Origin of the sequence: Streptomyces sp. NPDC058198 (assembly GCF_042882605.1) — a bacterium.
Classification (GTDB): domain Bacteria; phylum Actinomycetota; class Actinomycetes; order Streptomycetales; family Streptomycetaceae; genus Streptomyces.
In genome coordinates this window covers 80,890-102,331 of record NZ_JBHVVP010000017.1, presented here as the reverse complement: position 1 = coordinate 102,331, position 21,442 = coordinate 80,890, and the positions used below count along the sequence as shown (strand labels likewise).

Below are 21,442 nucleotides of genomic sequence, written 5' to 3'. Positions count from 1 at the left end.
ATCCGTCTACACCGCCCTCATCAACAGGGTCGCGGCGATGAGCACTGCCGTACCTCCGAACATCGAGACCGCATAGGTGCGGGCGTAGCCGTTCTGCAGCTTGCGCAGCCGGCCCGAGAGCCCGCCGAACGACGCCGCGGTGCCGTTGACCACTCCGTCGACCAGGGTGTGGTCGACATAGACGAGCGAGCGGGTGAGGTGCTCGCCGCCGCGGACCAGGACCACATGGTTGAAGTCGTCCTGGAGAAGATCGCGGCGGGCGGCGCGGGTGAGCAGCGAGCCGCGCGGGGCGGTCACCGGGACCGGCTTGCGTCCGTACATCACCCAGGCGATGGCGACACCGATCACCAGGACGACCATGGTGGCCGCGGTGACGGTGCCCGCGCTGATCGGCGGGTTGCCGTGCTGGTGTCCGGTGACGGGCTCCAGCCAGTGCAGGAAGCGGTCGCCGATGGAGAAGAACCCGCCGGCGAAGACCGAGCCGAACGCCAGGATGATCATGGGGATCGTCATGGACCGCGGGGACTCGTGCGGATGCGGCGCGTTCCCCTTCTCGTCGGGCTGCCAGCGCTTCTCGCCGAAGAACGTCATCAGCATCACGCGGGTCATGTAGAACGCGGTGATCGCGGCGCCCAGCAGGGTGACGGAGCCGAGGATCCAGCCCTGCGTACCGCCCTTGGCGAAGGCCGCCTCGATGATCAGGTCCTTGGAGAAGAAGCCGGACAGGCCGGGGAAGCCGATGATCGCCAGATAGCCGAGGCCGAAGGTGACGAAGGTGACCGGCATGTACGTCCGCAGGCCGCCGTACTTCCGCATGTCGACCTCGTCGTTCATGCCGTGCATGACCGAACCGGCGCCGAGGAAGAGACCGGCCTTGAAGAAGCCGTGCGTCACCAGGTGCATGATCGCGAAGACATAGCCGATCGGGCCGAGGCCCGCCGCCAGGATCATGTAGCCGATCTGCGACATCGTCGAACCCGCGAGGGCCTTCTTGATGTCGTCCTTCGCGCAACCGACGATCGCACCGAAGAGGAGCGTGACCGCGCCGACCACCACGACCGCCAGCTGGGCGTCCGGGGCGGCGTTGAAGATCACGCCGGAGCGGGTGATCAGATACACGCCCGCGGTCACCATCGTCGCCGCGTGGATCAGGGCCGAGACCGGGGTCGGGCCCTCCATCGCGTCACCGAGCCAGGACTGCAGCGGCACCTGGGCCGACTTGCCGCAGGCGGCCAGCAGCAGCATCAGGCCGATCGCCGTCAGCTTGCCCTCGGTCGCGTCCCCCGCGGCCCCCAGCACCGGCCCGAAGGCGAAGGTACCGAAGGTGGTGAACATCAGCATGATCGCGATCGACAGACCCATGTCGCCGACGCGGTTGACCAGGAAGGCCTTCTTGGCGGCCGTGGCCGCGCTGGGCTTGTGCTGCCAGAACCCGATGAGCAGGAACGAGGCGAGACCGACGCCTTCCCAGCCCACGTACAGCAGCAGGTAGTTGTCGGCCAGGACCAGCAGCAGCATCGCCGCCAGGAACAGGTTCAGATAGCCGAAGAAGCGGCGGCGCCGCTCGTCGTGCTCCATGTACCCGATCGAGTAGATGTGGATCAGGGTGCCCACACCGGTGATCAGCAGGACGAAGGTCATCGACAGCTGGTCGAGCTGGAAGGCGACGTCCGCCTGGAAGCTCTCGACGGGAATCCAGCTGAACAGATGCTGGTGCAGGGAGCGGTCTTCACCGGTCCTGCCGAGCATGTCGCTGAACAGCACCACCGCGATCACGAAGGACGCGGCGGCGAGCAGTGTGCCGAGCCAGTGGCCCGTGCGGTCGAGCCGGCGGCCGCCGCACAGCAGGACTCCAGCTCCCAGTAGGGGCGCCGCGACGAGCAGCGCAATCAAGTTCTCCACGATTCAGCGACCCCTCAGAGCTTCATCAGGCTGGCGTCGTCGACCGAGGCCGAGTGGCGCGAACGGAACAGCGACACGATGATCGCGAGCCCGACCACGACCTCCGCGGCGGCGACGACCATCGTGAAGAAGGCGATGATCTGGCCGTCGAGATTGCCGTGCATCCGGGAGAAGGCGACGAACGCGAGGTTGCAGGCGTTGAGCATCAGCTCGACGCACATGAAGACCACGATCGCGTTCCGCCGGATCAGCACGCCTGCCGCACCGATGGTGAACAGCAGGGAGGCGAGATAGAGGTAGTAGACCGGGTTCACTTGTTGATCTCCTCCTCCTCGCGGCCGAGCCGCTCCGCCGACCGCTGCTCCAGCGCCTTGAGGTCCGCGATGGCCTCGTGCGACACATCGCGGATCTGGCCCCGGTCCTTGAGCGTCTTGTTGACCGTCAGCTCGGACGGGGTGCCGTCGGGCAGCAGCCCGGCGATGTCCACCGCGTTGTGCCGGGCGTAGACACCGGGGGCCGGCAGCGGCGGCAGCTGCGTGCCCTTACGGACGCGCTCCTCGGCCATCTCCCGCTGCGTCTTGGCCCGTTCGGTGCGCTCGCGGTGCGTGAGCAGCATCGCCCCGACGGACGCGGTGATCAGCAGCGCGCCGGTGATCTCGAAGGCGAAGACGTACTTGGTGAAGATGAGAGCGGCCAGTCCCTCGACATTCCCGCCGGCGTTGGCCTGGGCGAGTCCGGTGAAGGAGTTCAGCGAGGCGTGGCCGATCCCGCCGATGAGCAGGACACCGAAGCCGAGCCCGCAGGCTGCGGCCCACCAACGCTGGCCCTTGAGCGTCTCCTTGAGGGAGTCGGCGGCGGTGACACCGACCAGCATGACCACGAAGAGGAACAGCATCATGATCGCGCCGGTGTAGACGATGATCTGGACGACGCCCAGGAAGTACGCCCCGTTGGCCAGGTAGAAGACCGCCAGGACGATCATCGTCGCGGCCAGCGACAGCGCGCTGTGCACGGACTTCTTCATCAGGATCGTGCAGAGCGCGCCGATCACGGCGACCGTGCCGAGGATCCAGAACTGGACGGCCTCGCCGGTCGAGGTGGTGGAGGCGGCGGCGAGCGTGTTCATGCACCGGCCTCCTTGTCGGACGGCGTCTCGCCCTTGCTCACCGCGGTCTGCTGGACCGTGCCGGGAGCGGCCTCGGTGACCAGACCCCGGTAGTAGTCCTGCTCGTCCGTGCCCGGGAAGATCGAGTGCGGCGACTCGACCATGCCTTCCTCGAGCCCGGCGAGCAGCTGCTCCTTCGTATAGATGAGGCTCTCGCGGGAGCTGTCGGCCAGCTCGAAGTCATTGGTCATCGTGAGCGCCCGGGTCGGGCAGGCTTCGATGCACAGTCCGCAGAGGATGCAGCGGGCGTAGTTGATCTGGTAGACGCGGCCGTACCGCTCGCCCGGGGAGTAGCGCTCCTCCTCGGTGTTGTCCGCGCCTTCGACATAGATCGCGTCCGCCGGGCAGGCCCAGGCGCACAACTCGCAGCCGATGCACTTCTCCAGACCGTCCGGATGACGGTTCAGCTGGTGCCGGCCGTGGAAGCGCGGCGCCGTCACCTTCTCCTGTTCCGGGTACTGCTCGGTCAGCCGCTTCTTGAACATGGCCTTGAAGGTCACGCCGAAGCCGGCCACCGGATTCCGGGGGGTACGGGGGGCGTCCCCCTGCGAAGAGTCAGACACCGTCAGCCTCCTTTCCATCACTCTCGGTACCGTCACTCACAGTATTGGCCCCGCCACTGACAATCAGTTCCCGCTCGCGGCGCGGGCGCCTGCGCGGGACGGGCGGCAGCGTCTGCCCCGGCAGCGGTGGCACGGGATAGCCGCCCGCCATCGGGTCGAAGGCAGGAGGCTCCGGCTCGTTCGCCGCCTCGGCCTTCTCCTTCTTGTCGCGGAAGATGTCCGCGATGAAGGAGATCAGCAGGACCGCGATGACCGCCCCGCCGACGTACAGCACGATCGACTGGAAGTCGTAGTTCTCGTTCCGCAGCGCCCGTACGGTCGCCACGAGCATCAGCCAGACCACCGAGACCGGGATCAGGACCTTCCAGCCGAGCTTCATCAGCTGGTCGTAGCGGACGCGCGGCAGCGTGCCGCGCAGCCAGATGAAGAAGAACAGCAGCAGCTGGACCTTGACGACGAACCAGAGCATCGGCCACCAGCCGTGGTTCGCGCCCTCCCAGAAGGTGGAGATCGGCCACGGAGCGCGCCAGCCGCCCAGGAAGAGCGTGGTCGCGACGGCCGAGACGGTGACCATGTTGACGTACTCGGCGAGCATGAACATCGCGAACTTGATCGACGAGTACTCGGTGTTGAAGCCGCCGACCAGGTCGCCCTCGGACTCCGGCATGTCGAAGGGGGCGCGGTTGGTCTCGCCCACCATCGTCACGATGTAGATGATGAAGGAGACCGGCAGCAGGATGATGTACCAGCGGTCCGCCTGCGCCTCGACGATCGCCGACGTCGACATCGACCCGGAGTAGAGGAACACCGAGGCGAACGCGGCGCCCATGGCGATCTCGTACGAGATCATCTGCGCGCACGAGCGCAACCCGCCGAGCAGCGGATACGTCGAACCCGACGACCAGCCCGCGAGGACGATGCCGTAGATCCCGATCGAGGCGACCGCGAGGATGTAGAGCATCGCGATCGGCAGGTCGGTCAGCTGCATCGTGGTGCGCTGGCCGAAGATCGAGACCTCGTTGCCGGCCGGGCCGAACGGGATCACGGCGATGGCCATGAAGGCCGGCACCGCGGCGATGATCGGCGCGAGGACATAGACGACCTTGTCCGCGCGCTTGACGATCAGGTCTTCCTTCAGCATCAGCTTGATGCCGTCGGCGAGCGACTGGAGCATGCCCCAGGGGCCGTGCCGGTTGGGGCCGATGCGCAGCTGCATCCAGGCGACGACCTTGCGCTCCCACACGATGGAGAAGAGCACGGTCACCATCAGGAACGCGAAGCAGAACACCGCCTTGATGAGCACCAGCCACCACGGGTCGCGGCCGAACAGCGACAGGTCCTCGGCCGCGAGAACCGTCTGCGGGGCCGCCGCGAATTGGGCGAAGGCGGTCATGCGCGCACCTCCGGTGCCGGGTTGGCGGGGCCGATACGGACCAGCGTGCCGGGGCGGGAACCGGTGTCGGCGAGGACACCGCCGCCCGTGGAGTTGAGCGGCAGCCAGACGACCCGGTCGGGCATCCGCGTCACCCGCAGCGGGAACGTGACCGTGCCCGCGGGGCCGGTGACGGCCAGTTCGTCGCCGTCCTTGACGCCCGTCTCCGCGGCCGTCGTGGCGGAGAGCCTGGCGACCACGGCGTGCCGGGTACCGGCCAGCGCCTCGTCGCCCTCCTGGAGACGGCCCTGGTCGAGCAGCATCCGGTGGCCGGCGAGAACCGCCTCGCCGTCGCCGGGCCGCGGCACGGGCCTGGACGGCTCCAGCGGTCCGTCGGCCCGGGGGCCTTCCCAGCCGCCGAGCCGGTCCAGCTCGGCGCGTACGGCCCTGAGGTCGGGCAGCGCGAAGTGCACATCCAGCGCGTCGGCCAGCATGTGCAGGACGCGCGCGTCGCTCGGTGCGAGCTGCCGTGTCATCTGCTCCGGCTTCAGCGAAGCCTCGAACAGCCGGGCCCTGCCCTCCCAGTTGAGGAAGGTGCCGGGCTTCTCTGCGACGGCCGCGACCGGGAAGACCACGTCCGCGCGGTCGGTGACCTCGCTGGGCCGCAGCTCCAGCGAGACCAGGAAGCCGACCGCCTCCAGCGCGGCCCGCGCGGCCGCCGGGTCGGGCAGGTCCGCGAGCTCGACGCCCGCGACGACCAGCGCGCCCAGCGCGCCGGTGGCGGCGGCCTCGATGATCTGGCCGGTGTCCCGGCCGTAGGCGTGCGGAAGCTCCCGTACGCCCCAGACCGCCGCGGTCTCCTCACGGGCCCGCGGGTCGGTGGCCGGACGGCCGCCGGGCAGCAGCGACGGGAGCGCGCCCGCCTCGACCGCGCCGCGCTCGCCGGCCCGGCGCGGGATCCACACCAGCCTGGCGCCGGTCGCGGTGGCGGCCCTGGCGGCGGCGGTGAGTCCGCCGGGGACGGCGGCGAGCCGCTCGCCGACGACGATCACGGCGCCCGGCGCGCGCAGCGCCTCGGCGGCCTGCGCGCCGTCCCCGTCCAGCCCGGCGCCGGACGCCAGGGCGTCCAGCCATTCGGTCTCGGTGCCCGGCGCGGCCGGCAGCAGCGTGCCCCCGGCCTTCTCCAGACCACGGGTGGCGTGCGTGGCGAGCGAGAAGGTGCGCTGGCCGTGCTTGCGGTGCGCCTTGCGCAGCCGCAGGAAGACGCCGGGCGCCTCCTCCTCGGACTCGAAGCCCGCGAGCAGGACGGCCGGAGCCTTCTCCAGCGTGGTGTACGTGAGGCCCGTACCATCCAGATCGCGGCCTCGGCCGGCGACATGGGCGGCCAGGAAGTCGGCCTCCTCGGCGCTGTGCACGCGCGCGCGGAAGTCGATGTCGTTCGTGTGGAGGGCGACCCGGGTGAACTTGGCGTACGCGTACGCGTCCTCGACGGTGAGCCGGCCTCCTGCCAGCACACCCGCCCGGCCGCGCGCGGCGCTCAGACCGCGGGCGGCGGCCTCCAGCGCCTCGGGCCAGCTCGCCGGTTCGAGGACACCGTCCGCGTTCCGTACGAGAGGGGTCGTGAACCGGTCGGGCTTCTGCGCGTAACGGAAGCCGAACCGCCCCTTGTCGCAGATCCACTCCTCGTTGACCTCGGGGTCGTCGGCCGCCAGGCGCCGCATGACCTTGCCGCGCCGGTGGTCGGTACGGGTCGCGCAGCCGCCCGCGCAGTGCTCGCAGACGCTCGGCGAGGACACCAGGTCGAACGGGCGGGAGCGGAAGCGGTACGCCGCCGAGGTCAGCGCGCCGACCGGGCAGATCTGGATGGTGTTCCCGGAGAAGTACGACTCGAAGGGGTCACCCTCGCCGGTGCCGACCTGCTGGAGAGCTCCGCGCTCCAGCAGCTCGATCATCGGGTCGCCCGCGACCTGGTTGGAGAACCGGGTGCAGCGGGCACACAGCACGCACCGCTCACGGTCGAGCAGCACCTGGGTGGAGATCGGGACGGGCTTCTCGAACGTCCGCTTCTTGCCCTCGAAGCGGGTGTCCGGCTCGCCGACCTGCATGGCCTGGTTCTGCAGCGGGCACTCGCCGCCCTTGTCGCAGACCGGGCAGTCCAGCGGGTGGTTGATGAGCAGCAGCTCCATCACCCCGCGCTGGGCCTTCTCGGCGACCGGGGAGGTCAGCTGCGACTTGACGACCATGCCGTCGGTGCAGGTGATGGTGCAGGAGGCCATCGGCTTGCGCTGGCCCTCGACCTCGACGATGCACTGGCGGCAGGCGCCGACCGGGTCGAGGAGCGGATGGTCGCAGAAGCGCGGGATCTCGATGCCGAGCAGCTCGGCGGCGCGGATCACCAAGGTCCCCTTGGGGACGGAGATCTCGATGCCGTCGATCGTCAGCGAGACGAGATCTTCGGGCGGGACCGCCGCCTCGCCGCCTCCGGAGGGGGCAGACGTGGTGACTGTCATGCGTTCACCTCCAGGTGCGGGTTCTGGTCTGCCCACGCGGTGGTCTTCGCGGGGTCGAAGGGGCAGCCCTTGCCGTTGATGTGCTGCTCGTACTCCTCGCGGAAGTACTTGAGCGAGGAGAAGATCGGGGCGGCGGCGCCGTCACCGAGCGCGCAGAACGACTTGCCGTTGATGTTGTCGGCGATGTCGTTCAGCTTGTCGAGGTCGGACATCTGTCCCTTGCCGGCCTCGATGTCGCGCAGCAACTGCACCAGCCAGTAGGTGCCTTCGCGGCACGGCGTGCACTTGCCGCAGGACTCATGGGCGTAGAACTCGGTCCAGCGGGTGACGGCCCGTACGACACAGGTGGTCTCGTCGAAGCACTGGAGCGCCTTCGTACCGAGCATCGAGCCGGCTGCGCCCACGCCCTCGTAGTCCAGCGGGACATCGAGGTGCTCGTCGGTGAACATCGGGGTCGAGGAGCCGCCCGGCGTCCAGAACTTGAGCCGGTGGCCCGCCCGGATGCCGCCGCCCATGTCGAGCAGCTGGCGCAGGGTGAGGCCGAGGGGCCCTTCGTACTGGCCGGGGTTGGTGACATGGCCGCTGAGCGAGTACAGCGTGAAGCCCGGGGACTTCTCGGTGCCCATCGACCTGAACCAGTCCTTGCCGCGATGGAGGATCGCGGGAACGGACGCGATGGACTCGACGTTGTTCACCACAGTGGGGCACGCGTAGAGGCCCGCGACCGCCGGGAAGGGGGGACGCAGCCGGGGCTGTCCGCGCCGGCCCTCCAGGGAGTCCAGCAGCGCGGTCTCCTCACCGCAGATGTACGCGCCCGCGCCCGCGTGCACGATGACATCGAGATCGAGTCCGCTGCCCAGGATGTTCTTGCCGAGGTAGCCCGCCGCGTACGCCTCGCGTACCGCTTCGTGCAGCCTGCGCAGTACGGGGACGACCTCGCCGCGGAGATAGATGAACGCGTGCTGCGAGCGGATCGCGTAGCAGGCGATCACGATTCCCTCGATGAGGGAGTGCGGATTGGCGAAGAGGAGAGGGATGTCCTTGCAGGTGCCCGGCTCCGACTCGTCCGCGTTGACGACGAGGTAGTGCGGCTTGCCGTCGCCCTGCGGGATGAACTGCCACTTCATCCCGGTGGGGAAGCCGGCGCCGCCGCGGCCGCGCAGACCCGAGTCCTTGACGTACGCGATCAGGTCGTCCGGCGACATGGCGAGGGCCTTCTTGAGGCCCTCGTACCCGTCGTGCCGCTCGTAGGTGTCCAGGGTCCAGGACTCCGGCTGGTCCCAGAAGGCGGACAGCACGGGCGCGAGGAGCTTCTCGGGGCTGGTCCCGTTCTCGTCGAGCTCGGTGGCCATGGTCATCACTCCCCCTCCTCGGCAGCGGGTCCGGCCGGGTTGGCCGGGTCGGAGGCCGATGTCTGCTGCGGTGCGTCGTGCGAGCTGAGGTGCTGCGAGCCGGGCTGCGGCTCGTCGCGCGGGGCCCCGGAGTCGCGCGGGCGGACCACGCGCGGCTGGGGCTCCTCACCCTTGGCGAGACGCAGGCCGGCCAGCGACGCCGGTCCGGCACCGCCGGTGGCCTCGACGGCGCCGGGGCGCTCGTCGGGGAAGCCGGCGAGGATGCGCGCGGTCTCCTTGTAGGTGCACAGGGGGGCGCCGCGGGTGGGCTCGACGGGGCGGCCTTCGCGCAGATCGTCGACGAGCCGCTTGGCGCTGTCCGGCGTCTGGTTGTCGAAGAACTCCCAGTTGACCATCACCACGGGCGCGAAGTCGCAGGCCGCGTTGCACTCGATGTGTTCGAGCGTGACCTTGCCGTCCTCGGTCGTCTCGTTGTTGCCGACGCCGAGGTGCTCCTTCAGCTCGTCGAAGATGGCGTCGCCGCCCATCACCGCGCAGAGCGTGTTGGTGCAGACACCGACCTGGTAGTCACCGCTCGGCTTGCGGCGGTACATGGAGTAGAAGGTCGCGACGGCCGTGACCTCCGCGGTGGTCAGGTCGAGCTGCTGGGCGCAGAAGGCCATGCCCGTACGGGAGACATAGCCCTCCTCCGACTGCACGAGGTGCAGCAGCGGGAGCAGCGCGGACCGCGACCCGGGGTAGCGGGCGATGATCTCCTTGGCGTCCGCCTCCAGCCTGGCCCGTACATCGGCCGGGTAGTCGGGGGCGGGGAGCTGCGGCATACCCAAGCTGGTCGGGGATGCGGGGGTGGTCCCCCCGGAAGACATGGTGGTCACCGGTCGACGCCTCCCATCACGGGGTCGATGGACGCGACGGCGACGATGACATCGGCGACCTGGCCGCCCTCACACATCGCCGCCATGGACTGGAGATTGGTGAAGGACGGGTCGCGGAAGTGGACCCGGTACGGGCGCGTGCCCCCGTCGGAGACGACATGCGCGCCGAGCTCGCCCTTGGGCGACTCCACGGCGGCGTACGCCTGGCCCGCCGGAACCCGGAAGCCCTCCGTCACCAGCTTGAAGTGATGGATCAGGGCCTCCATGGAGGTGCCCATGATGTTCTTGATGTGGTCGAGCGAGTTGCCGAGGCCGTCCGGGCCGAGCGCGAGCTGCGCGGGCCAGGCGATCTTCTTGTCGGCGACCATCACCGGTCCCGGCTCCAGCCGGTCCAGGCACTGTTCGACGATCCGCAGCGACTGGCGCATCTCCTCGAGACGGATGAGGAAGCGGCCGTACGCGTCGCAGGTGTCGGCGGTCGGTACGTCGAACTCGTACGTCTCGTAGCCGCAGTACGGGTCGCTCCTGCGCAGGTCGTGCGGGAGTCCGGCGGAGCGCAGGATCGGTCCGGTGGCGCCCAGCGCCATACAGCCGGCCAGATCGAGATAGCCGACGTCCTCCATGCGCGCCTTGAAGATGGGGTTGCCGGTGGCGAGCTTGTCGTACTCCGGCAGGTTCTTCCGCAGCGTCTTCAGCAGCTCGCGGATGTGGTCGACGGCGCCCGGGGGGAGATCCTGGGCGAGCCCGCCGGGCCGGATGAACGCGTGGTTCATGCGCAGGCCGGTGATCAGCTCATAGGCATCGAGAATCAGTTCACGATCGCGGAAGCCGTAGATCATGATCGTCGTCGCGCCGAGCTCCATACCGCCGGTGGCGATGCAGACCAGGTGCGAGGAGAGCCGGTTCAGCTCCATCAGCAGGACGCGGATGATGGTGGCCCGGTCCGGGATGGTGTCCTCGATGCCGAGCAGCTTCTCCACGCCCAGGCAGTACGCCGTCTCGTTGAAGAACGACGTCAGGTAGTCCATGCGCGTGACGAAGGTGGTGCCCTGCGTCCAGTTGCGGAATTCGAGGTTCTTCTCGATACCGGTGTGCAGATAGCCGATGCCGCAGCGGGCCTCGGTGACGGTCTCGCCCTCGATCTCCAGGATCAGCCGCAGCACTCCATGGGTGGAGGGGTGCTGAGGACCCATGTTGACGACGATGCGCTCGTCGTCGGCCTTGGCCGCGGACTGGACGACCTCGTCCCAGTCGCCGCCGGTGACGGTGTATACGGTGCCCTCGGTCGTCGCGCGGGGCGTTGCGTGGGGAGCAGACATCAGGAGTACGACCTCCGCTGGTCCGGAGCCGGGATCTGGGCGCCCTTGTACTCGACGGCGATGCCGCCGAGCGGATAGTCCTTGCGCTGCGGGAAGCCCTGCCAGTCGTCCGGCATCATGATCCGGGTCAGGGCGGGGTGGCCATCGAAGATCAGGCCGAAGAAGTCGTACGTCTCGCGCTCGTGCCAGTCGTTGGTCGGGTAGATCGCGACCAGGGACGGCACATGCGGGTCGGCGTCCGGGGCGGACACCTCCAGCCGGATCAGCCGGCCGTGGGTGAGCGAGCGCAGGTGGTACACCGCGTGCAGCTCACGGCCCGTGTCGCCCAGGAAGTGGACGCCCGACACACCGGTACAGAGTTCGAAGCGCAGCGCCGGGTCGTCGCGCAGGGTGCGCGCGACCTGGACGAGATGCTCGCGGGCGATGTGGAAGGTGATCTCGCCACGGTCGACGACCGTCTTCTCGATGGCGTTCTCCGGGACGAGTCCCTGCTCCTCCAGAGCGCCTTCCAGCTCGTCGGCGATCTCGTCGAAGACCCCGTCGGGGCCGCCGTACGGCCGGGCGGAGGCGCCCGGCAGCGTCACGGTCCGTACGAGACCGCCGTAGCCGGAGGTGTCGCCGCCGTTGTTGGCGCCGAACATGCCCTTCCGCACGCCGATGACCTCCCCGGTGTCGTCACGCGGGGAGGGAACGTTATTTCCGGACTCCTGTTCACCAGGTCCGGATCGCTGCTCGTCACTCACCGCAGCAGCCCCTTCATCTCGATCGTCGGGAGCGCCTTGAGGGCCGCCTCCTCCGCCTCACGGGCCGCTTCCTCCGCGTTGACCCCGAGCTTGGAGCTCTGGATCTTCTGGTGGAGCTTGAGGATGGCGTCCATCAGCATCTCGGGGCGCGGCGGGCAGCCGGGCAAATAGATGTCAACAGGGACAATATGATCAACACCCTGCACAATCGCGTAATTGTTGAACATACCGCCCGATGATGCGCAAACCCCCATGGAGATCACCCACTTCGGGTTCGGCATCTGGTCATAGACCTGCCTCAGCACGGGCGCCATCTTCTGGCTCACCCGCCCGGCCACGATCATCAGATCGGCCTGGCGCGGCGAGCCGCGGAAGACCTCCATGCCGAACCGCGCCAGGTCGTACCGCCCGGCGCCGGTCGTCATCATCTCGATGGCGCAGCAGGCGAGGCCGAAGGTGGCGGGGAAGACGGACGACTTCCGCACCCAGCCCGAGGCCTGTTCGACGGTGGTCAGCAGGAAACCGCTCGGCAGCTTCTCTTCGAGTCCCATTGGTGGCCCCTCAGCCCCTTTAGTCCCATTCCAGACCGCCGCGCCGCCACACATACGCGTAGGCGACGAAGACGGTGAGCACGAAGAGCAGCATCTCCACGAGCCCGAAAATCCCCAGAGCGTCGAAAGTGACAGCCCAGGGGTAAAGGAAGACGATCTCGATATCGAAGACGATGAAGAGCATCGCCGTCAGGTAGTACTTGATGGGGAAACGGCCGCCTCCGGCCGGCGTGGGAGTGGGCTCGATGCCGCACTCGTACGCTTCAAGTTTCGCCCGGTTGTACCGCTTTGGACCGATAAGCGTGGCCATGACCACGGAGAAGATCGCAAACCCAGCCCCGAGGGCGCCGAGCACGAGGATGGGTGCGTAGGCATTCACGCCCCTCAGCTCCTTCCAGTCGTCCTTGACCGTTGATCCGCACCGGGCGATTCACTTCACCGCCCCACTGAGGATCGCCGGTCTTTACCGAAGATCGTCTACATGTGAGGCAGTTCACAAGCCCGACTGCCCCGCATCCTATGCCTGTCGGTCTGTGATCTGCGACACGGGGTACGACAACACCTTTGTGATCTCCACCACCGGGCGAAGGATCATGAAGTCGGATGAGCGGTGATCTTCACACGCAAAGCCGTTGACCGATCACCATATGTGACATCCATGTCCATCGCCGCTGGTCGGAGGCTTGCTTCGCTATCAAGCGTTGCACCGTACAGGCAAATTGGCGAGTAGCTGCTTTCGAGTGATAAGGCACCGGGCCTCACCCGCGCGAGGGGGTGCGGGGAATGAGGTGGACACGTGCACGCGTTCACGAGCGACCGGGTGTCGACGTCGCCGGCGCCGGAGGACTGCTCGTAATCGGCCGTGCGCACTCCGCAATCACCCCTCCGGAGGCGCCTCCTTGATCGTCCGGACCGCCGATCAGTGATCACACTGTGACCTGTACCACTCCACTCAACCTCCCCGACAAGCGGGCTTGGCCATGAGTGTGAAGGGGTGGTAAGTGGCGGGCAATCCGGACCTTTCTCGGAAACCCTGTGATCACAGCCGTGATCACCCATGTCCGTTTCGCCCGTTACGGCGTCAATAAAGCCCGACCGTAAGCGGATTAACAGGTTCCGAACGTAACTGTGGCGCAACACACGTTGCTTGACGGGAACCAGGTCCCGCCTGATAGCCGTAGTTCTTATGTCCCACACCGCTCACATACCCAGCCACCGGAAGCCCCGCCGCAGCGCGTCGAGAGTCGCCCTTCGCGCCGGAGTTGCCGGTGGCGTCCTCAGCACCATCGCGGTGGCCGGTGCCGCCGGACCGGCCAACGCCGAACCGGTGACCGAGACCATCGAAATGCCGACGCTCACCTCTGGGCTCGCCGGCAGCATCGCGCAGTCCGCGGACGCCACCCAGCAGGTCGCGTTCACCCTGGAGCTGCGCGCCCAGGAAGACGCCGCCGCCACCAAGGCCGCCGAGATCGCCAAGAAGGCCAAGGCCGAGGCGCAGCGCAAGGCCGAGGCCAAGAAGAAGGCCGAGGAGGCCGCACGCGCCGAGGCAGCCGCCACCGAGCGCGCGTCCCGCTCCGCCGCGCGCACGACGCTCGCCGCGGTCTCCACGAGCTCGGGCTCCGACTCGGGGTCGAGCTCCGCCTCCGCGTCCGCCTCGCAGGCCACCGGCTCCGCTGCCGCCGTCCTGGCGTTCGTCCAGGCCCAGCTCGGCGACGCGTACGTGATGGGCTCCACCGGCCCCAACGCCTGGGACTGCTCCGGGCTCGTCCAGGCGGCGTACCGCCAGATCGGCGTCGACCTCCCCCGCGTCTCGGGCGACCAGTCCACGGCCGGCACCCAGGTCTCCCTGTCGAACCTCCAGCCGGGCGACATCCTCTACTGGGGCGGCGCGGGCAGCGCGTACCACACGGGTATCTACGTGGGCGGCGGAGAGTTCATCGGCGCGCAGAATCCCAGCACCGGCGTGGTGCAGAAGTCCCTGGACTGGGATCCGCCGAGCGGCGCGGTCCGCGTCCTCTGACACGTCGGCGTCCCGCTGTAGCAGCCGTAGATGTAGTACCTGTAGCTGTAGCACCGTACGAATACGGCGAAGGCCCGCACCCCGCTCGGGGGGATGCGGGCCTTCGCCGTACCCGGACACCGGATGACGGGCGGAGCCAACCGCCAGTGGGTAGTAATGACTTGAAGTACATCGCACCAGGGGCGTTCTTCGAGCCCAGGAGGCACCACCCATGAGCATCAAAGGCATCGACGTCTCGTCATACCAGAGCTCTACCTACGGCACGGCCGGCCTCGACTTCGTATTCGTCAAGGCCACCGAAGGGACGTCCTACATCAACCCGCGCATGACCGCGCAGGCCCAGCACGCCCGCGCCGCCGGGCTGGTGGTCGGTTTCTACCACTTTCTCCGCCCTGGTGACATGAAGGCGCAGGCCGCGTACTTCGTCGAGGAGTGCGCCAGCGTCGAGGGCGACCCCCTGTTCGCCGACTGGGAGGACACCGGGGTCTCCTGCGCCGAGAAGGACAGCTTCCTGGCGCAGGTGAAGCGCCTGCGCGGCGCCACCCACCGGGTGGGGCTGTACTGCGGTCAGTACTTCTGGCTGAACCGCGACACCACCAGCGACGCGGGCGACGCCCTGTGGATCGCGGACTACGTGACCGCGGGAAAGCCCCGGATCAAGGCCACGTGGACGTTCCACCAGTACACCGACACTCCCGTCGACACCAACCTCGGCGCGTTCGCCGATCGGGCCGCACTGCGGAAGTGGGCCAACGTCGGCTGAGGGGGGTCCGGCTTGCCCCGACGGTCGTTCAGGCCTTCGGGGCCACCTTCGACAGGCCGTTGATGATGCGGTCCATCGCGTCGCCGCCGGTCGGGTCCGTCAGGTTCGCCAGCATCTTCAGCGTGAACTTCATCAGCAGCGGATGCGTCAGACCGCGCTGCGTCGCGATCTTCATGACCTTCGGGTTGCCGATGAGCTTCACGAACGCGCGGCCCAGCGTGTAGTAGCCGCCGTAGGTGTCCTTGAGGATCTTCGGGTAGTGGTGCAGGGCCAGTTCTCGCTGCGCCGGGGTGGCGCGGGCGTGCGCCTGGACGATGACATCCGCGGCGATCTGGCCCGACTCCATCGCGTACGCGATGCCCTCGCCGTTGAACGGGTTGACCAGGCCGCCCGCGTCACCGACCAGCAGCAGGCCCTTGGTGTAGTGCGGCTGGCGGTTGAACGCCATCGGCAGCGCCGCGCCGCGGATCGGCATCGTCATGTTCTCCGGGGTGTAGCCCCAGTCCTCCGGCATCGAGGCGCACCAGGCCTTGAGCACCTCGCGCCAGTCCAGCTCCTTGTAGGCGGAGGAGGAGTTGAGGATGCCCAGGCCGACGTTGGACGTGCCGTCGCCCATGCCGAAGATCCAGCCGTAGCCGGGCAGCAGCCGGTCCTCGCCGGGGCCGCGCCGGTCCCACAGCTCCAGCCAGGACTCCAGATAGTCGTCGTCGTGGCGGGGCGAGGTGAAGTACGTACGGACCGCCACGCCCATCGGCCGGTCCTCGCGACGGTGCAGCCCCATGGCGAGTGACAGCCGCGTCGAGTTGCCGTCGGCGGCGACGACGAGCGGCGCGTGGAAGGTGACCGGAGTCTTCTCCTCGCCCAGCTTGGCGTGCACGCCCGTGATCCGGCCGGTGCGCTCGTCGGTGATCGGCGCGCCGACATTGCACCGCTCGTGCAGCCGGGCTCCGGCCTTCTGCGCCTGCCTGGCGAGCTGTTCGTCGAAGTCGTCGCGCTTGCGCACCAGTCCGTAGTCCGGGTAGCTGGCGAGATCCGGCCAGTCCAGCTGGAGCCGGACGCCGCCACCGATGATCCGCAGGCCCTTGTTGCGCAGCCAGCCGGCCTCTTCGGAGATGTCGATGCCCATAGACACCAACTGCTTGGTGGCACGCGGCGTGAGACCGTCGCCGCAGACCTTCTCGCGCGGGAACGCCGTCTTCTCCAGCAACAGGACGTCCAGGCCCGCCTTGGCGAGGTAGTACGCGGTCGTCGAGCCGGCCGGGCCCGCTCCCACGACGATCACATCTGCGCGGTTTTCGGAGAGGGGCTCGGTCACAGCGGGTTCTCCCGAAGACTCGAAATTGCGTACCGAACGGCACTGGGCATGTGCAGTCTATGGGTGCGTACTGACACCTCCAGTGAAGGGCCACCTTCGTGAAGAACATGACCGAGCCGCTCCCCGTGGTCCAGCTCCGCGTCCCCACGGATGAGGACGCGCTCGCCTGGCACCGGGCCTTCGACGACCCCGACGTGATGGAGTTCCACGGCGGGGCGTCGGCGGAACTGTCGGTGTACGAGGAGCTGACCGCCCGTCAGCGCAGACACGACGCGGAGCGCGGGTTCTGCCTCTGGACGATGCTGGACGAGAACGACGAGGTCATCGGCTTCACCGGCGCCCAGCCCTGGCCGCACGAGTCGTTCGGTCCGGTCGGCGAGATCGAGATCGGCTGGCGTCTGGGCCGGGCGCACTGGGGACGTGGTTACGCCACGGCCGCCGCGCGGGCCACCCTGGAGCGGGTACGCGCGGCGGGCGTCGGCCGGGTCGTGGCCATGGTCAACTCCCGCAACACGCGCTCGGTCGCGGTGACGCGGCGGCTGGGGATGGAGCTGGTGGAGACGTACACGACGCCGGTGTCCAAGCAGGAGGCGTACTGCTTCCGGCTGGAGCTGTGAGCCGGCGCCGCTGAAGCCACCGGCTCAACCCGTCGGTTCAGCCCGCCGGATCAACCCGTCGGCTCAATCCCTCGGCCGGGTCTTCCGGTTCAGTCCCGTACGCCCCGGTGCAGCGCCACGACCCCGCCCGTCAGATTCCGCCACGCCACCTTGGACCAGCCCGCCCCCTGCAGCCGCGCCGCGAGGGCGGGCTGGTCCGGCCAGGCGCGGATCGACTCGGCGAGATAGACGTACGCGTCGGGGTTGGAGGACACGGCACGCGCGGTCGGCGGCAGCGCCCGCATCAGATACTCCGTGTAGACGGTCCTGAACGGCGCCCACGTCGGATGCGAGAACTCGCAGATCACGACCCGGCCGCCCGGCTTCGTCACGCGGTACAGCTCGCGCAGCGCGAGATCGGTGTCGTGCACATTGCGCAGGCCGAAGGAGATCGTCACCGCGTCGAAGACCTCGTCGGCGAACGGCAGCTTCGTCGCGTCCCCCGTCGTGAACGGCATCCATGGGTGCCGCTTCTTGCCCTCCCGCAGCATGCCCTGGGAGAAGTCGCACGGCACGACGTACGCGCCGGTCGCGGCGAACGGCAGCGAGGAGGTCGCGGTGCCCGCGGCCAGGTCGAGGACCTTCTCCGCCGGGCGCGCGTTCACGGCCTTGGCGACCTCCTTGCGCCACAGCCTGGCCTGGCCCAGCGAGAGCACATCGTTGGTGAGGTCGTAGTTCGCCGCCACGTCGTCGAACATCGAGGCGACTTCGTGCGGCTGCTTGTCCAGGGATGCTCGGGTCACCCGTCCATTCAAGCAGTACGGCTCCGATGTCCCTACGCCCGCCGGTGTACGAGCCGTCCGTCGAGCGCCGTGGCCAGGCAGCGGCCGTCCGCCGCGAAGACCGCGAAGTCCGCGGGCCGGGCGGGAATCAGGGGCCGGGGATGTACGGCGGGCGGCGGCGCCGGATACCAACGGATGCCGGACCGGTCGACGGCCGCGCGGACCGGTGCCCGGTCGAAGGGGCCCGCGATCAGCACCGTGCCCCGTGCGAGCAGCCGCTGCACCCCGCGCCGGGCGCTCGCGCCCCAGCGGGTGTCGGTCATGTCCAGGGCGGCGAGGGCGTCACCGGTCAGCGGCTCGGTGCCGAGGGCGCCGGCCTCGCGCGGGTCGGGCCAGTAGGCGGCCTCCAGCAGGGCCGCGCCGTCGGGTTCGTACCGCCCGGGGGTCAGGACGCCGTCCCACTCCCGGACCCGGGCGCGCTCGCCGTACGCGGCGAACAGCTCCTCGTACGGGCCGACGGCGGCGAGGCTTCTTCCCTCGACGACCACCGCGTGCCCGAGGTCCGGGTCGGCGTCCTCGGTGACCCGTACCCCGAGCGGCCGGTGGATCGTCAGCACGGCGGCGTCAGTTGGCGCTGAGCAGCTTCAGCTCCGGGTGGGCCGTACCGCCCTCGATCGCCGTCGACGAGATGTGCGAGACCACGCGCTCGTCGACCGGGTCGTTCGCCGGGTCGTCGTGCACGACGAGGTGCTCGTACGTCGTGGCGCGCTGCGCCGGGACACGGCCCGCCTTGCGGATCAGGTCGATGATCTCCAGGCGGTTGGAGCGGTGCTTGGCGCCGGCCGAGGACACCACGTTCTCCTCCAGCATGATCGAGCCGAGGTCGTCGGCGCCGTAGTGCAGCGACAGCTGGCCGACCTCCTTGCCCGTGGTCAGCCAGGAACCCTGGATGTGCGCGACGTTGTCGAGGAAGAGGCGCGCGAGCGCGATCAGGCGCAGGTACTCGAAGAGCGTGGCCTGCGTCTGGCCCTTCAGATGGTTGTTCTCGGGCTGGTAGGTGTACGGGATGAACGCGCGGAAGCCGCCCGTCCTGTCCTGTACGTCGCGGATCATCCGCAGGTGCTCGATGCGCTCGGCGTTGGTCTCGCCGGTGCCCATGAGCATCGTGGACGTGGACTCGACACCCAGTCCGTGCGCGGTCTCCATGATCTCCAGCCAGCGCTCGCCGGACTCCTTGAGCGGCGCGATGGCCTTGCGCGGCCGCGCGGGCAGCAGCTCGGCACCCGCGCCCGCGAAGGAGTCGAGACCGGCCGCGTGGATGCGCTGGATCGCCTCCTCGACGGAGACCTTGGAGATCCGGGCCATGTGCTCGACCTCGGAGGCGCCGAGGGAGTGGATGACCAGCTGCGGGAAGTCCTTCTTGATCGCCGCGAAGTGCTGCTCGTAGTACTCGACGCCGTAGTCCGGGTGGTGGCCACCCTGGAACATGATCTGCGTACCGCCGAGCTCGACGGTCTCCGCGCAGCGGCGCAGGATGTCGTCGAGGTCGCGGCTCCAGCCCTTGGCGGTGTCCTTGGGCGCGGCGTAGAAGGCGCAGAACTTGCAGGCCGTCACGCAGACGTTGGTGTAGTTGATGTTCCGCTCGATGATGTACGTCGCGATGTGCTCGGTGCCGGCGTACCGGCGGCGGCGTACGGTATCGGCGGCCGCGCCCAGCGCGTGCAGCGGCGCCCAGCGGTACAGGTCGAGCGCCTCCTCGGGGGTGATGCGCTCACCTGCGGCGGCACGATCAAGGACACCAGTGACATCTACGGACGTAAGGTCGGCCTTCTCGGTCACCGGGGCGGGTCCTTCCCAAGGGGGCTATAACGACCGATCCAGCGTACGCCAGGGATCGCGGCGCACTGCGGGCGCCATCTCCAAGGCCGGGGCTCACTGCCGGGTGAGTGTGCCCGTCGGCGTGCCGGCGGCCTCTTCCCCGGACTCGAAGCGCAGGGTGTCGTCACCGGTGAGCGTGAAGGTCAGTTGGGCCAGACCCCCCGTACATACGCCGGCGGTACCGGGCTTGTCCGGATCGACCCGCTCTTCGATACGCAGCTGAAGCGAGGTACCCGAGACGAGCTTGCCCACGCCGTGGCACTCCGCCTCGACTCCGAGGACGGAGAGGGAACTCGTCGTACGGACCACGTCCTCGCCCTTCGCGCCCTCGCTGAACACGGCGGTGTATTCGCCGTGCGTGACGCCGCTGCGTTCGCTGGTCGGACCCTTCCAGCTGCCGATGAAATCCTTCGGCACGTCGAAGGCCGAGCCCGCGTCGGAGGCCGGCTCCGAGGACGAGGGGCGGGGCGGCCCCTGGCTGGCGGAGTCGTTGGCGCCGTCCGGCACGAGGCTGAGGAGGTACACGCCGCCCACCATCACCGCGGCCAGCGCGCCGGTCACCGCCAGGGCCAGCGTGCAGCTCACCTTGCGGCCACGACGGCCCGCACCACGGACCGCGCCGGTACCGCCCGTGCCTGCCGCGTCGCCCGCGTCGCTCGTTCCGGTGGCCGCGGTGAACGAGACGGCGATCCGGCGGTCGGACACCTCGGACCCGCCGGACGTACGCGGATCAGGGGGCGAATCGAACGGCACCGGCTCCGTCCGTACGGGCGCCACCGCCTCCAGGTCGAGCAGCCGGACCGCCGCCCTGCTGACCTCCTCGACCAGCGCTCCCGGCAGCCAGCCCGCCGTCACCAGCCGGCCGGCCCCGTCGGGGGCGAGCCGGCGCGCGACCTCCCGCGGAGCGGGGCGCGCGGACGGATCCTTGGCGAGGCAGTGCGCGACCAGCTCCCGCAGATCGCCCCGCACGGCGCCCAGTTCGGGCTCCTCGTGCACCACCTTGTAGAGCAGCGCGGCCGAGGAGTCGCCCGGGAAGGGGCTCTCGCCCGACACGGCGTACGCGAGCACCGCGCCCAGCGAGAAGACATCAGCCGCGCCGGTGACGCTCTTGCCGAGGATCTGCTCGGGCGACATATAGCCGGGCGAGCCGACCGAGACTCCGGTCGAGGTGAGTGAGGCGGTGCCGTCCGTGGCCCGGGCTATGCCGAAGTCGATCAGCCGCGGCCCGTCGAGGGCCAGCAGTACGTTCGACGGTTTGACGTCCCGGTGGACGAGCCCGAGGCCGTGCACCGCCTCCAGGGCCTCCGCGAGTCCGGCGCCCAGCGCCCGTACGGAATGCTCGGGCAGCGGCCCGTGCGCCGCGACCGCCTGGGTCAGCGAGGGGCCCGACACATAAGCGGTCGCCACCCACGGAACGGCCGCCTCTGGATCGGCGTCCAGCACCGCCGCCGACCAGCGGTGCCCGGCCGCGCCCGTGCCGACCCGGCGCGCGGCGTCCACCTCGCGCCGGAAGCGGGCCCGGAACTCCTCGTCCGTCGCGAAGTGCGGATGGACGACCTTGACCGCGACCGTACGACCGCCCTCCGACCGGGCGAGATAGACCCTGCCCATCCCGCCCGACCCCAGACGTCCGAGCAGCCGGTAAGGACCTATGACCGTCGGCTCGCCCGCCCCCAGCGGCTGCATGCCCCGTCCCCCTCATAAGTCCCGTGGACCTGTACCCAGCAGACTAGGGC

The 21,442-nt window shown here is 69.1% G+C and carries 20 protein-coding genes; 3 read left to right on the top strand and 17 right to left on the bottom strand.

Features of this window, described 5'->3' with window-relative positions; all coding sequences use genetic code 11:
* Nucleotides 1-6 precede the first annotated feature (6 nt).
* The 12 genes from nuoL to ACFVWW_RS32280 are packed head-to-tail and all read right to left on the bottom strand — an operon-like array spanning nucleotide 7 to nucleotide 12,731.
* Nucleotides 7-1,902, bottom strand: a complete 1,896-nt coding sequence (nuoL, locus tag ACFVWW_RS32335) for an NADH-quinone oxidoreductase subunit L (RefSeq protein WP_384185823.1) — start codon at nucleotides 1,900-1,902, stop codon at nucleotides 7-9.
* A 14-nt stretch (nucleotides 1,903-1,916) separates the two neighbouring features.
* Entirely contained in the window at nucleotides 1,917-2,216 is a 300-nt protein-coding gene (nuoK, locus tag ACFVWW_RS32330; protein ID WP_365638577.1) for an NADH-quinone oxidoreductase subunit NuoK, read from the bottom strand.
* A complete protein-coding gene (locus ACFVWW_RS32325) occupies nucleotides 2,213-3,028 on the bottom strand; it encodes an NADH-quinone oxidoreductase subunit J (protein WP_384185826.1) in 816 nt (271 codons plus the stop codon). Before ACFVWW_RS32325 ends, nuoK begins: the two co-directional genes overlap by 4 nt.
* Nucleotides 3,025-3,648: an NADH-quinone oxidoreductase subunit NuoI gene (nuoI, locus tag ACFVWW_RS32320; RefSeq protein ID WP_384185829.1), complete on the bottom strand. Its 624-nt coding sequence runs from the start codon at nucleotides 3,646-3,648 to the stop codon at nucleotides 3,025-3,027. Before nuoI ends, ACFVWW_RS32325 begins: the two co-directional genes overlap by 4 nt.
* Nucleotides 3,623-5,023: an NADH-quinone oxidoreductase subunit NuoH gene (nuoH, locus tag ACFVWW_RS32315; RefSeq protein ID WP_384185832.1), complete on the bottom strand. Its 1,401-nt coding sequence runs from the start codon at nucleotides 5,021-5,023 to the stop codon at nucleotides 3,623-3,625. Before nuoH ends, nuoI begins: the two co-directional genes overlap by 26 nt.
* On the bottom strand, nucleotides 5,020-7,512 hold the full coding sequence (locus ACFVWW_RS32310) for an NADH-quinone oxidoreductase subunit G (protein ID WP_384185835.1): 2,493 nt from the start codon (nucleotides 7,510-7,512) through the stop codon (nucleotides 5,020-5,022). The genes nuoH and ACFVWW_RS32310 overlap by 4 nt, the downstream gene beginning before the upstream one ends.
* Nucleotides 7,509-8,870 (bottom strand): NADH-quinone oxidoreductase subunit NuoF, encoded by a 1,362-nt coding sequence (gene nuoF / locus ACFVWW_RS32305; protein ID WP_384185838.1) that lies wholly within the window; start codon nucleotides 8,868-8,870, stop codon nucleotides 7,509-7,511. The genes ACFVWW_RS32310 and nuoF overlap by 4 nt, the downstream gene beginning before the upstream one ends.
* Nucleotides 8,870-9,685, bottom strand: a complete 816-nt coding sequence (gene nuoE / locus ACFVWW_RS32300; protein WP_384185840.1) for an NADH-quinone oxidoreductase subunit NuoE — start codon at nucleotides 9,683-9,685, stop codon at nucleotides 8,870-8,872. The genes nuoF and nuoE overlap by 1 nt, the downstream gene beginning before the upstream one ends.
* A gap of 50 nt (nucleotides 9,686-9,735) precedes the next feature.
* Complete coding sequence (locus ACFVWW_RS32295) at nucleotides 9,736-11,058, bottom strand: NADH-quinone oxidoreductase subunit D (RefSeq protein ID WP_384185843.1); 1,323 nt, start codon at nucleotides 11,056-11,058, stop codon at nucleotides 9,736-9,738.
* The gene (locus tag ACFVWW_RS32290; RefSeq protein WP_384185846.1) at nucleotides 11,058-11,801 is read right to left on the bottom strand and encodes an NADH-quinone oxidoreductase subunit C; all 744 of its coding nucleotides are present in this window, start codon (nucleotides 11,799-11,801) and stop codon (nucleotides 11,058-11,060) included. Before ACFVWW_RS32290 ends, ACFVWW_RS32295 begins: the two co-directional genes overlap by 1 nt.
* On the bottom strand, nucleotides 11,798-12,352 hold the full coding sequence (locus ACFVWW_RS32285) for an NADH-quinone oxidoreductase subunit B family protein (RefSeq protein ID WP_046505025.1): 555 nt from the start codon (nucleotides 12,350-12,352) through the stop codon (nucleotides 11,798-11,800). The genes ACFVWW_RS32290 and ACFVWW_RS32285 overlap by 4 nt, the downstream gene beginning before the upstream one ends.
* A 19-nt stretch (nucleotides 12,353-12,371) precedes the next feature.
* Nucleotides 12,372-12,731 carry an NADH-quinone oxidoreductase subunit A gene (locus ACFVWW_RS32280; protein ID WP_003992243.1) on the bottom strand — a complete coding sequence of 120 codons (360 nt, stop codon included), beginning with the start codon at nucleotides 12,729-12,731 and terminating at the stop codon, nucleotides 12,372-12,374.
* Between the two features lie 807 nt (nucleotides 12,732-13,538).
* Between ACFVWW_RS32280 and ACFVWW_RS32275 the strand changes: the two genes are divergently transcribed.
* A complete protein-coding gene (locus ACFVWW_RS32275) occupies nucleotides 13,539-14,372 on the top strand; it encodes a C40 family peptidase (RefSeq protein ID WP_386879227.1) in 834 nt (277 codons plus the stop codon).
* A gap of 211 nt (nucleotides 14,373-14,583) precedes the next feature.
* On the top strand, nucleotides 14,584-15,135 hold the full coding sequence (locus tag ACFVWW_RS32270; protein ID WP_384185853.1) for a glycoside hydrolase family 25 protein: 552 nt from the start codon (nucleotides 14,584-14,586) through the stop codon (nucleotides 15,133-15,135).
* 28 nt (nucleotides 15,136-15,163) lie between these two features.
* On the opposite strand, the gene ACFVWW_RS32265 is transcribed toward ACFVWW_RS32270, so the two are convergent.
* A complete protein-coding gene (locus tag ACFVWW_RS32265) occupies nucleotides 15,164-16,450 on the bottom strand; it encodes a geranylgeranyl reductase family protein (RefSeq protein ID WP_384185856.1) in 1,287 nt (428 codons plus the stop codon).
* 107 nt (nucleotides 16,451-16,557) lie between these two features.
* On the opposite strand from ACFVWW_RS32265, the gene ACFVWW_RS32260 reads away from it, so the two are divergent.
* Nucleotides 16,558-17,067, top strand: coding sequence for a GNAT family N-acetyltransferase (locus tag ACFVWW_RS32260; protein WP_386879228.1), 510 nt, complete (start codon nucleotides 16,558-16,560; stop codon nucleotides 17,065-17,067).
* Nucleotides 17,068-17,156: 89 nt separating this feature from the next.
* On the opposite strand, the gene ACFVWW_RS32255 is transcribed toward ACFVWW_RS32260, so the two are convergent.
* The 4 genes from ACFVWW_RS32255 to ACFVWW_RS32240 all read right to left on the bottom strand — a co-directional run bounded on the left by ACFVWW_RS32255 (nucleotide 17,157) and on the right by ACFVWW_RS32240 (nucleotide 21,392).
* The gene (locus tag ACFVWW_RS32255) at nucleotides 17,157-17,849 is read right to left on the bottom strand and encodes a demethylmenaquinone methyltransferase (protein ID WP_384185859.1); all 693 of its coding nucleotides are present in this window, start codon (nucleotides 17,847-17,849) and stop codon (nucleotides 17,157-17,159) included.
* A gap of 32 nt (nucleotides 17,850-17,881) precedes the next feature.
* On the bottom strand, nucleotides 17,882-18,445 hold the full coding sequence (locus ACFVWW_RS32250; protein ID WP_386879229.1) for a hypothetical protein: 564 nt from the start codon (nucleotides 18,443-18,445) through the stop codon (nucleotides 17,882-17,884).
* Between the two features lie 7 nt (nucleotides 18,446-18,452).
* The gene (gene mqnC / locus ACFVWW_RS32245) at nucleotides 18,453-19,667 is read right to left on the bottom strand and encodes a cyclic dehypoxanthinyl futalosine synthase (protein ID WP_384335127.1); all 1,215 of its coding nucleotides are present in this window, start codon (nucleotides 19,665-19,667) and stop codon (nucleotides 18,453-18,455) included.
* A gap of 93 nt (nucleotides 19,668-19,760) precedes the next feature.
* Nucleotides 19,761-21,392 (bottom strand): serine/threonine-protein kinase, encoded by a 1,632-nt coding sequence (locus ACFVWW_RS32240; RefSeq protein WP_386879230.1) that lies wholly within the window; start codon nucleotides 21,390-21,392, stop codon nucleotides 19,761-19,763.
* Nucleotides 21,393-21,442 lie beyond the last annotated feature (50 nt).

Excerpts from the sequence above, each read along its gene's own strand:
- ACFVWW_RS32325 (WP_384185826.1), bottom strand. The coding sequence starts at position 3,028 with ATGAACACGCTCGCCGCCGCCTCCACCACCTCGACCGGCGAGGCCGTC.
- nuoI (WP_384185829.1), bottom strand. The coding sequence starts at position 3,648 with ATGGAAAGGAGGCTGACGGTGTCTGACTCTTCGCAGGGGGACGCCCCC.
- nuoH (WP_384185832.1), bottom strand. The coding sequence starts at position 5,023 with ATGACCGCCTTCGCCCAATTCGCGGCGGCCCCGCAGACGGTTCTCGCG.
- ACFVWW_RS32310 (WP_384185835.1), bottom strand. The coding sequence starts at position 7,512 with ATGACAGTCACCACGTCTGCCCCCTCCGGAGGCGGCGAGGCGGCGGTC.
- nuoF (WP_384185838.1), bottom strand. The coding sequence starts at position 8,870 with ATGACCATGGCCACCGAGCTCGACGAGAACGGGACCAGCCCCGAGAAG.
- nuoE (WP_384185840.1), bottom strand. The coding sequence starts at position 9,685 with ATGCCGCAGCTCCCCGCCCCCGACTACCCGGCCGATGTACGGGCCAGG.
- ACFVWW_RS32295 (WP_384185843.1), bottom strand. The coding sequence starts at position 11,058 with ATGTCTGCTCCCCACGCAACGCCCCGCGCGACGACCGAGGGCACCGTA.
- ACFVWW_RS32285 (WP_046505025.1), bottom strand. The coding sequence starts at position 12,352 with ATGGGACTCGAAGAGAAGCTGCCGAGCGGTTTCCTGCTGACCACCGTC.
- ACFVWW_RS32275 (WP_386879227.1), top strand. The coding sequence starts at position 13,539 with ATGTCCCACACCGCTCACATACCCAGCCACCGGAAGCCCCGCCGCAGC.
- ACFVWW_RS32270 (WP_384185853.1), top strand. The coding sequence starts at position 14,584 with ATGAGCATCAAAGGCATCGACGTCTCGTCATACCAGAGCTCTACCTAC.
- ACFVWW_RS32260 (WP_386879228.1), top strand. The coding sequence starts at position 16,558 with ATGACCGAGCCGCTCCCCGTGGTCCAGCTCCGCGTCCCCACGGATGAG.
- ACFVWW_RS32240 (WP_386879230.1), bottom strand. The coding sequence starts at position 21,392 with ATGCAGCCGCTGGGGGCGGGCGAGCCGACGGTCATAGGTCCTTACCGG.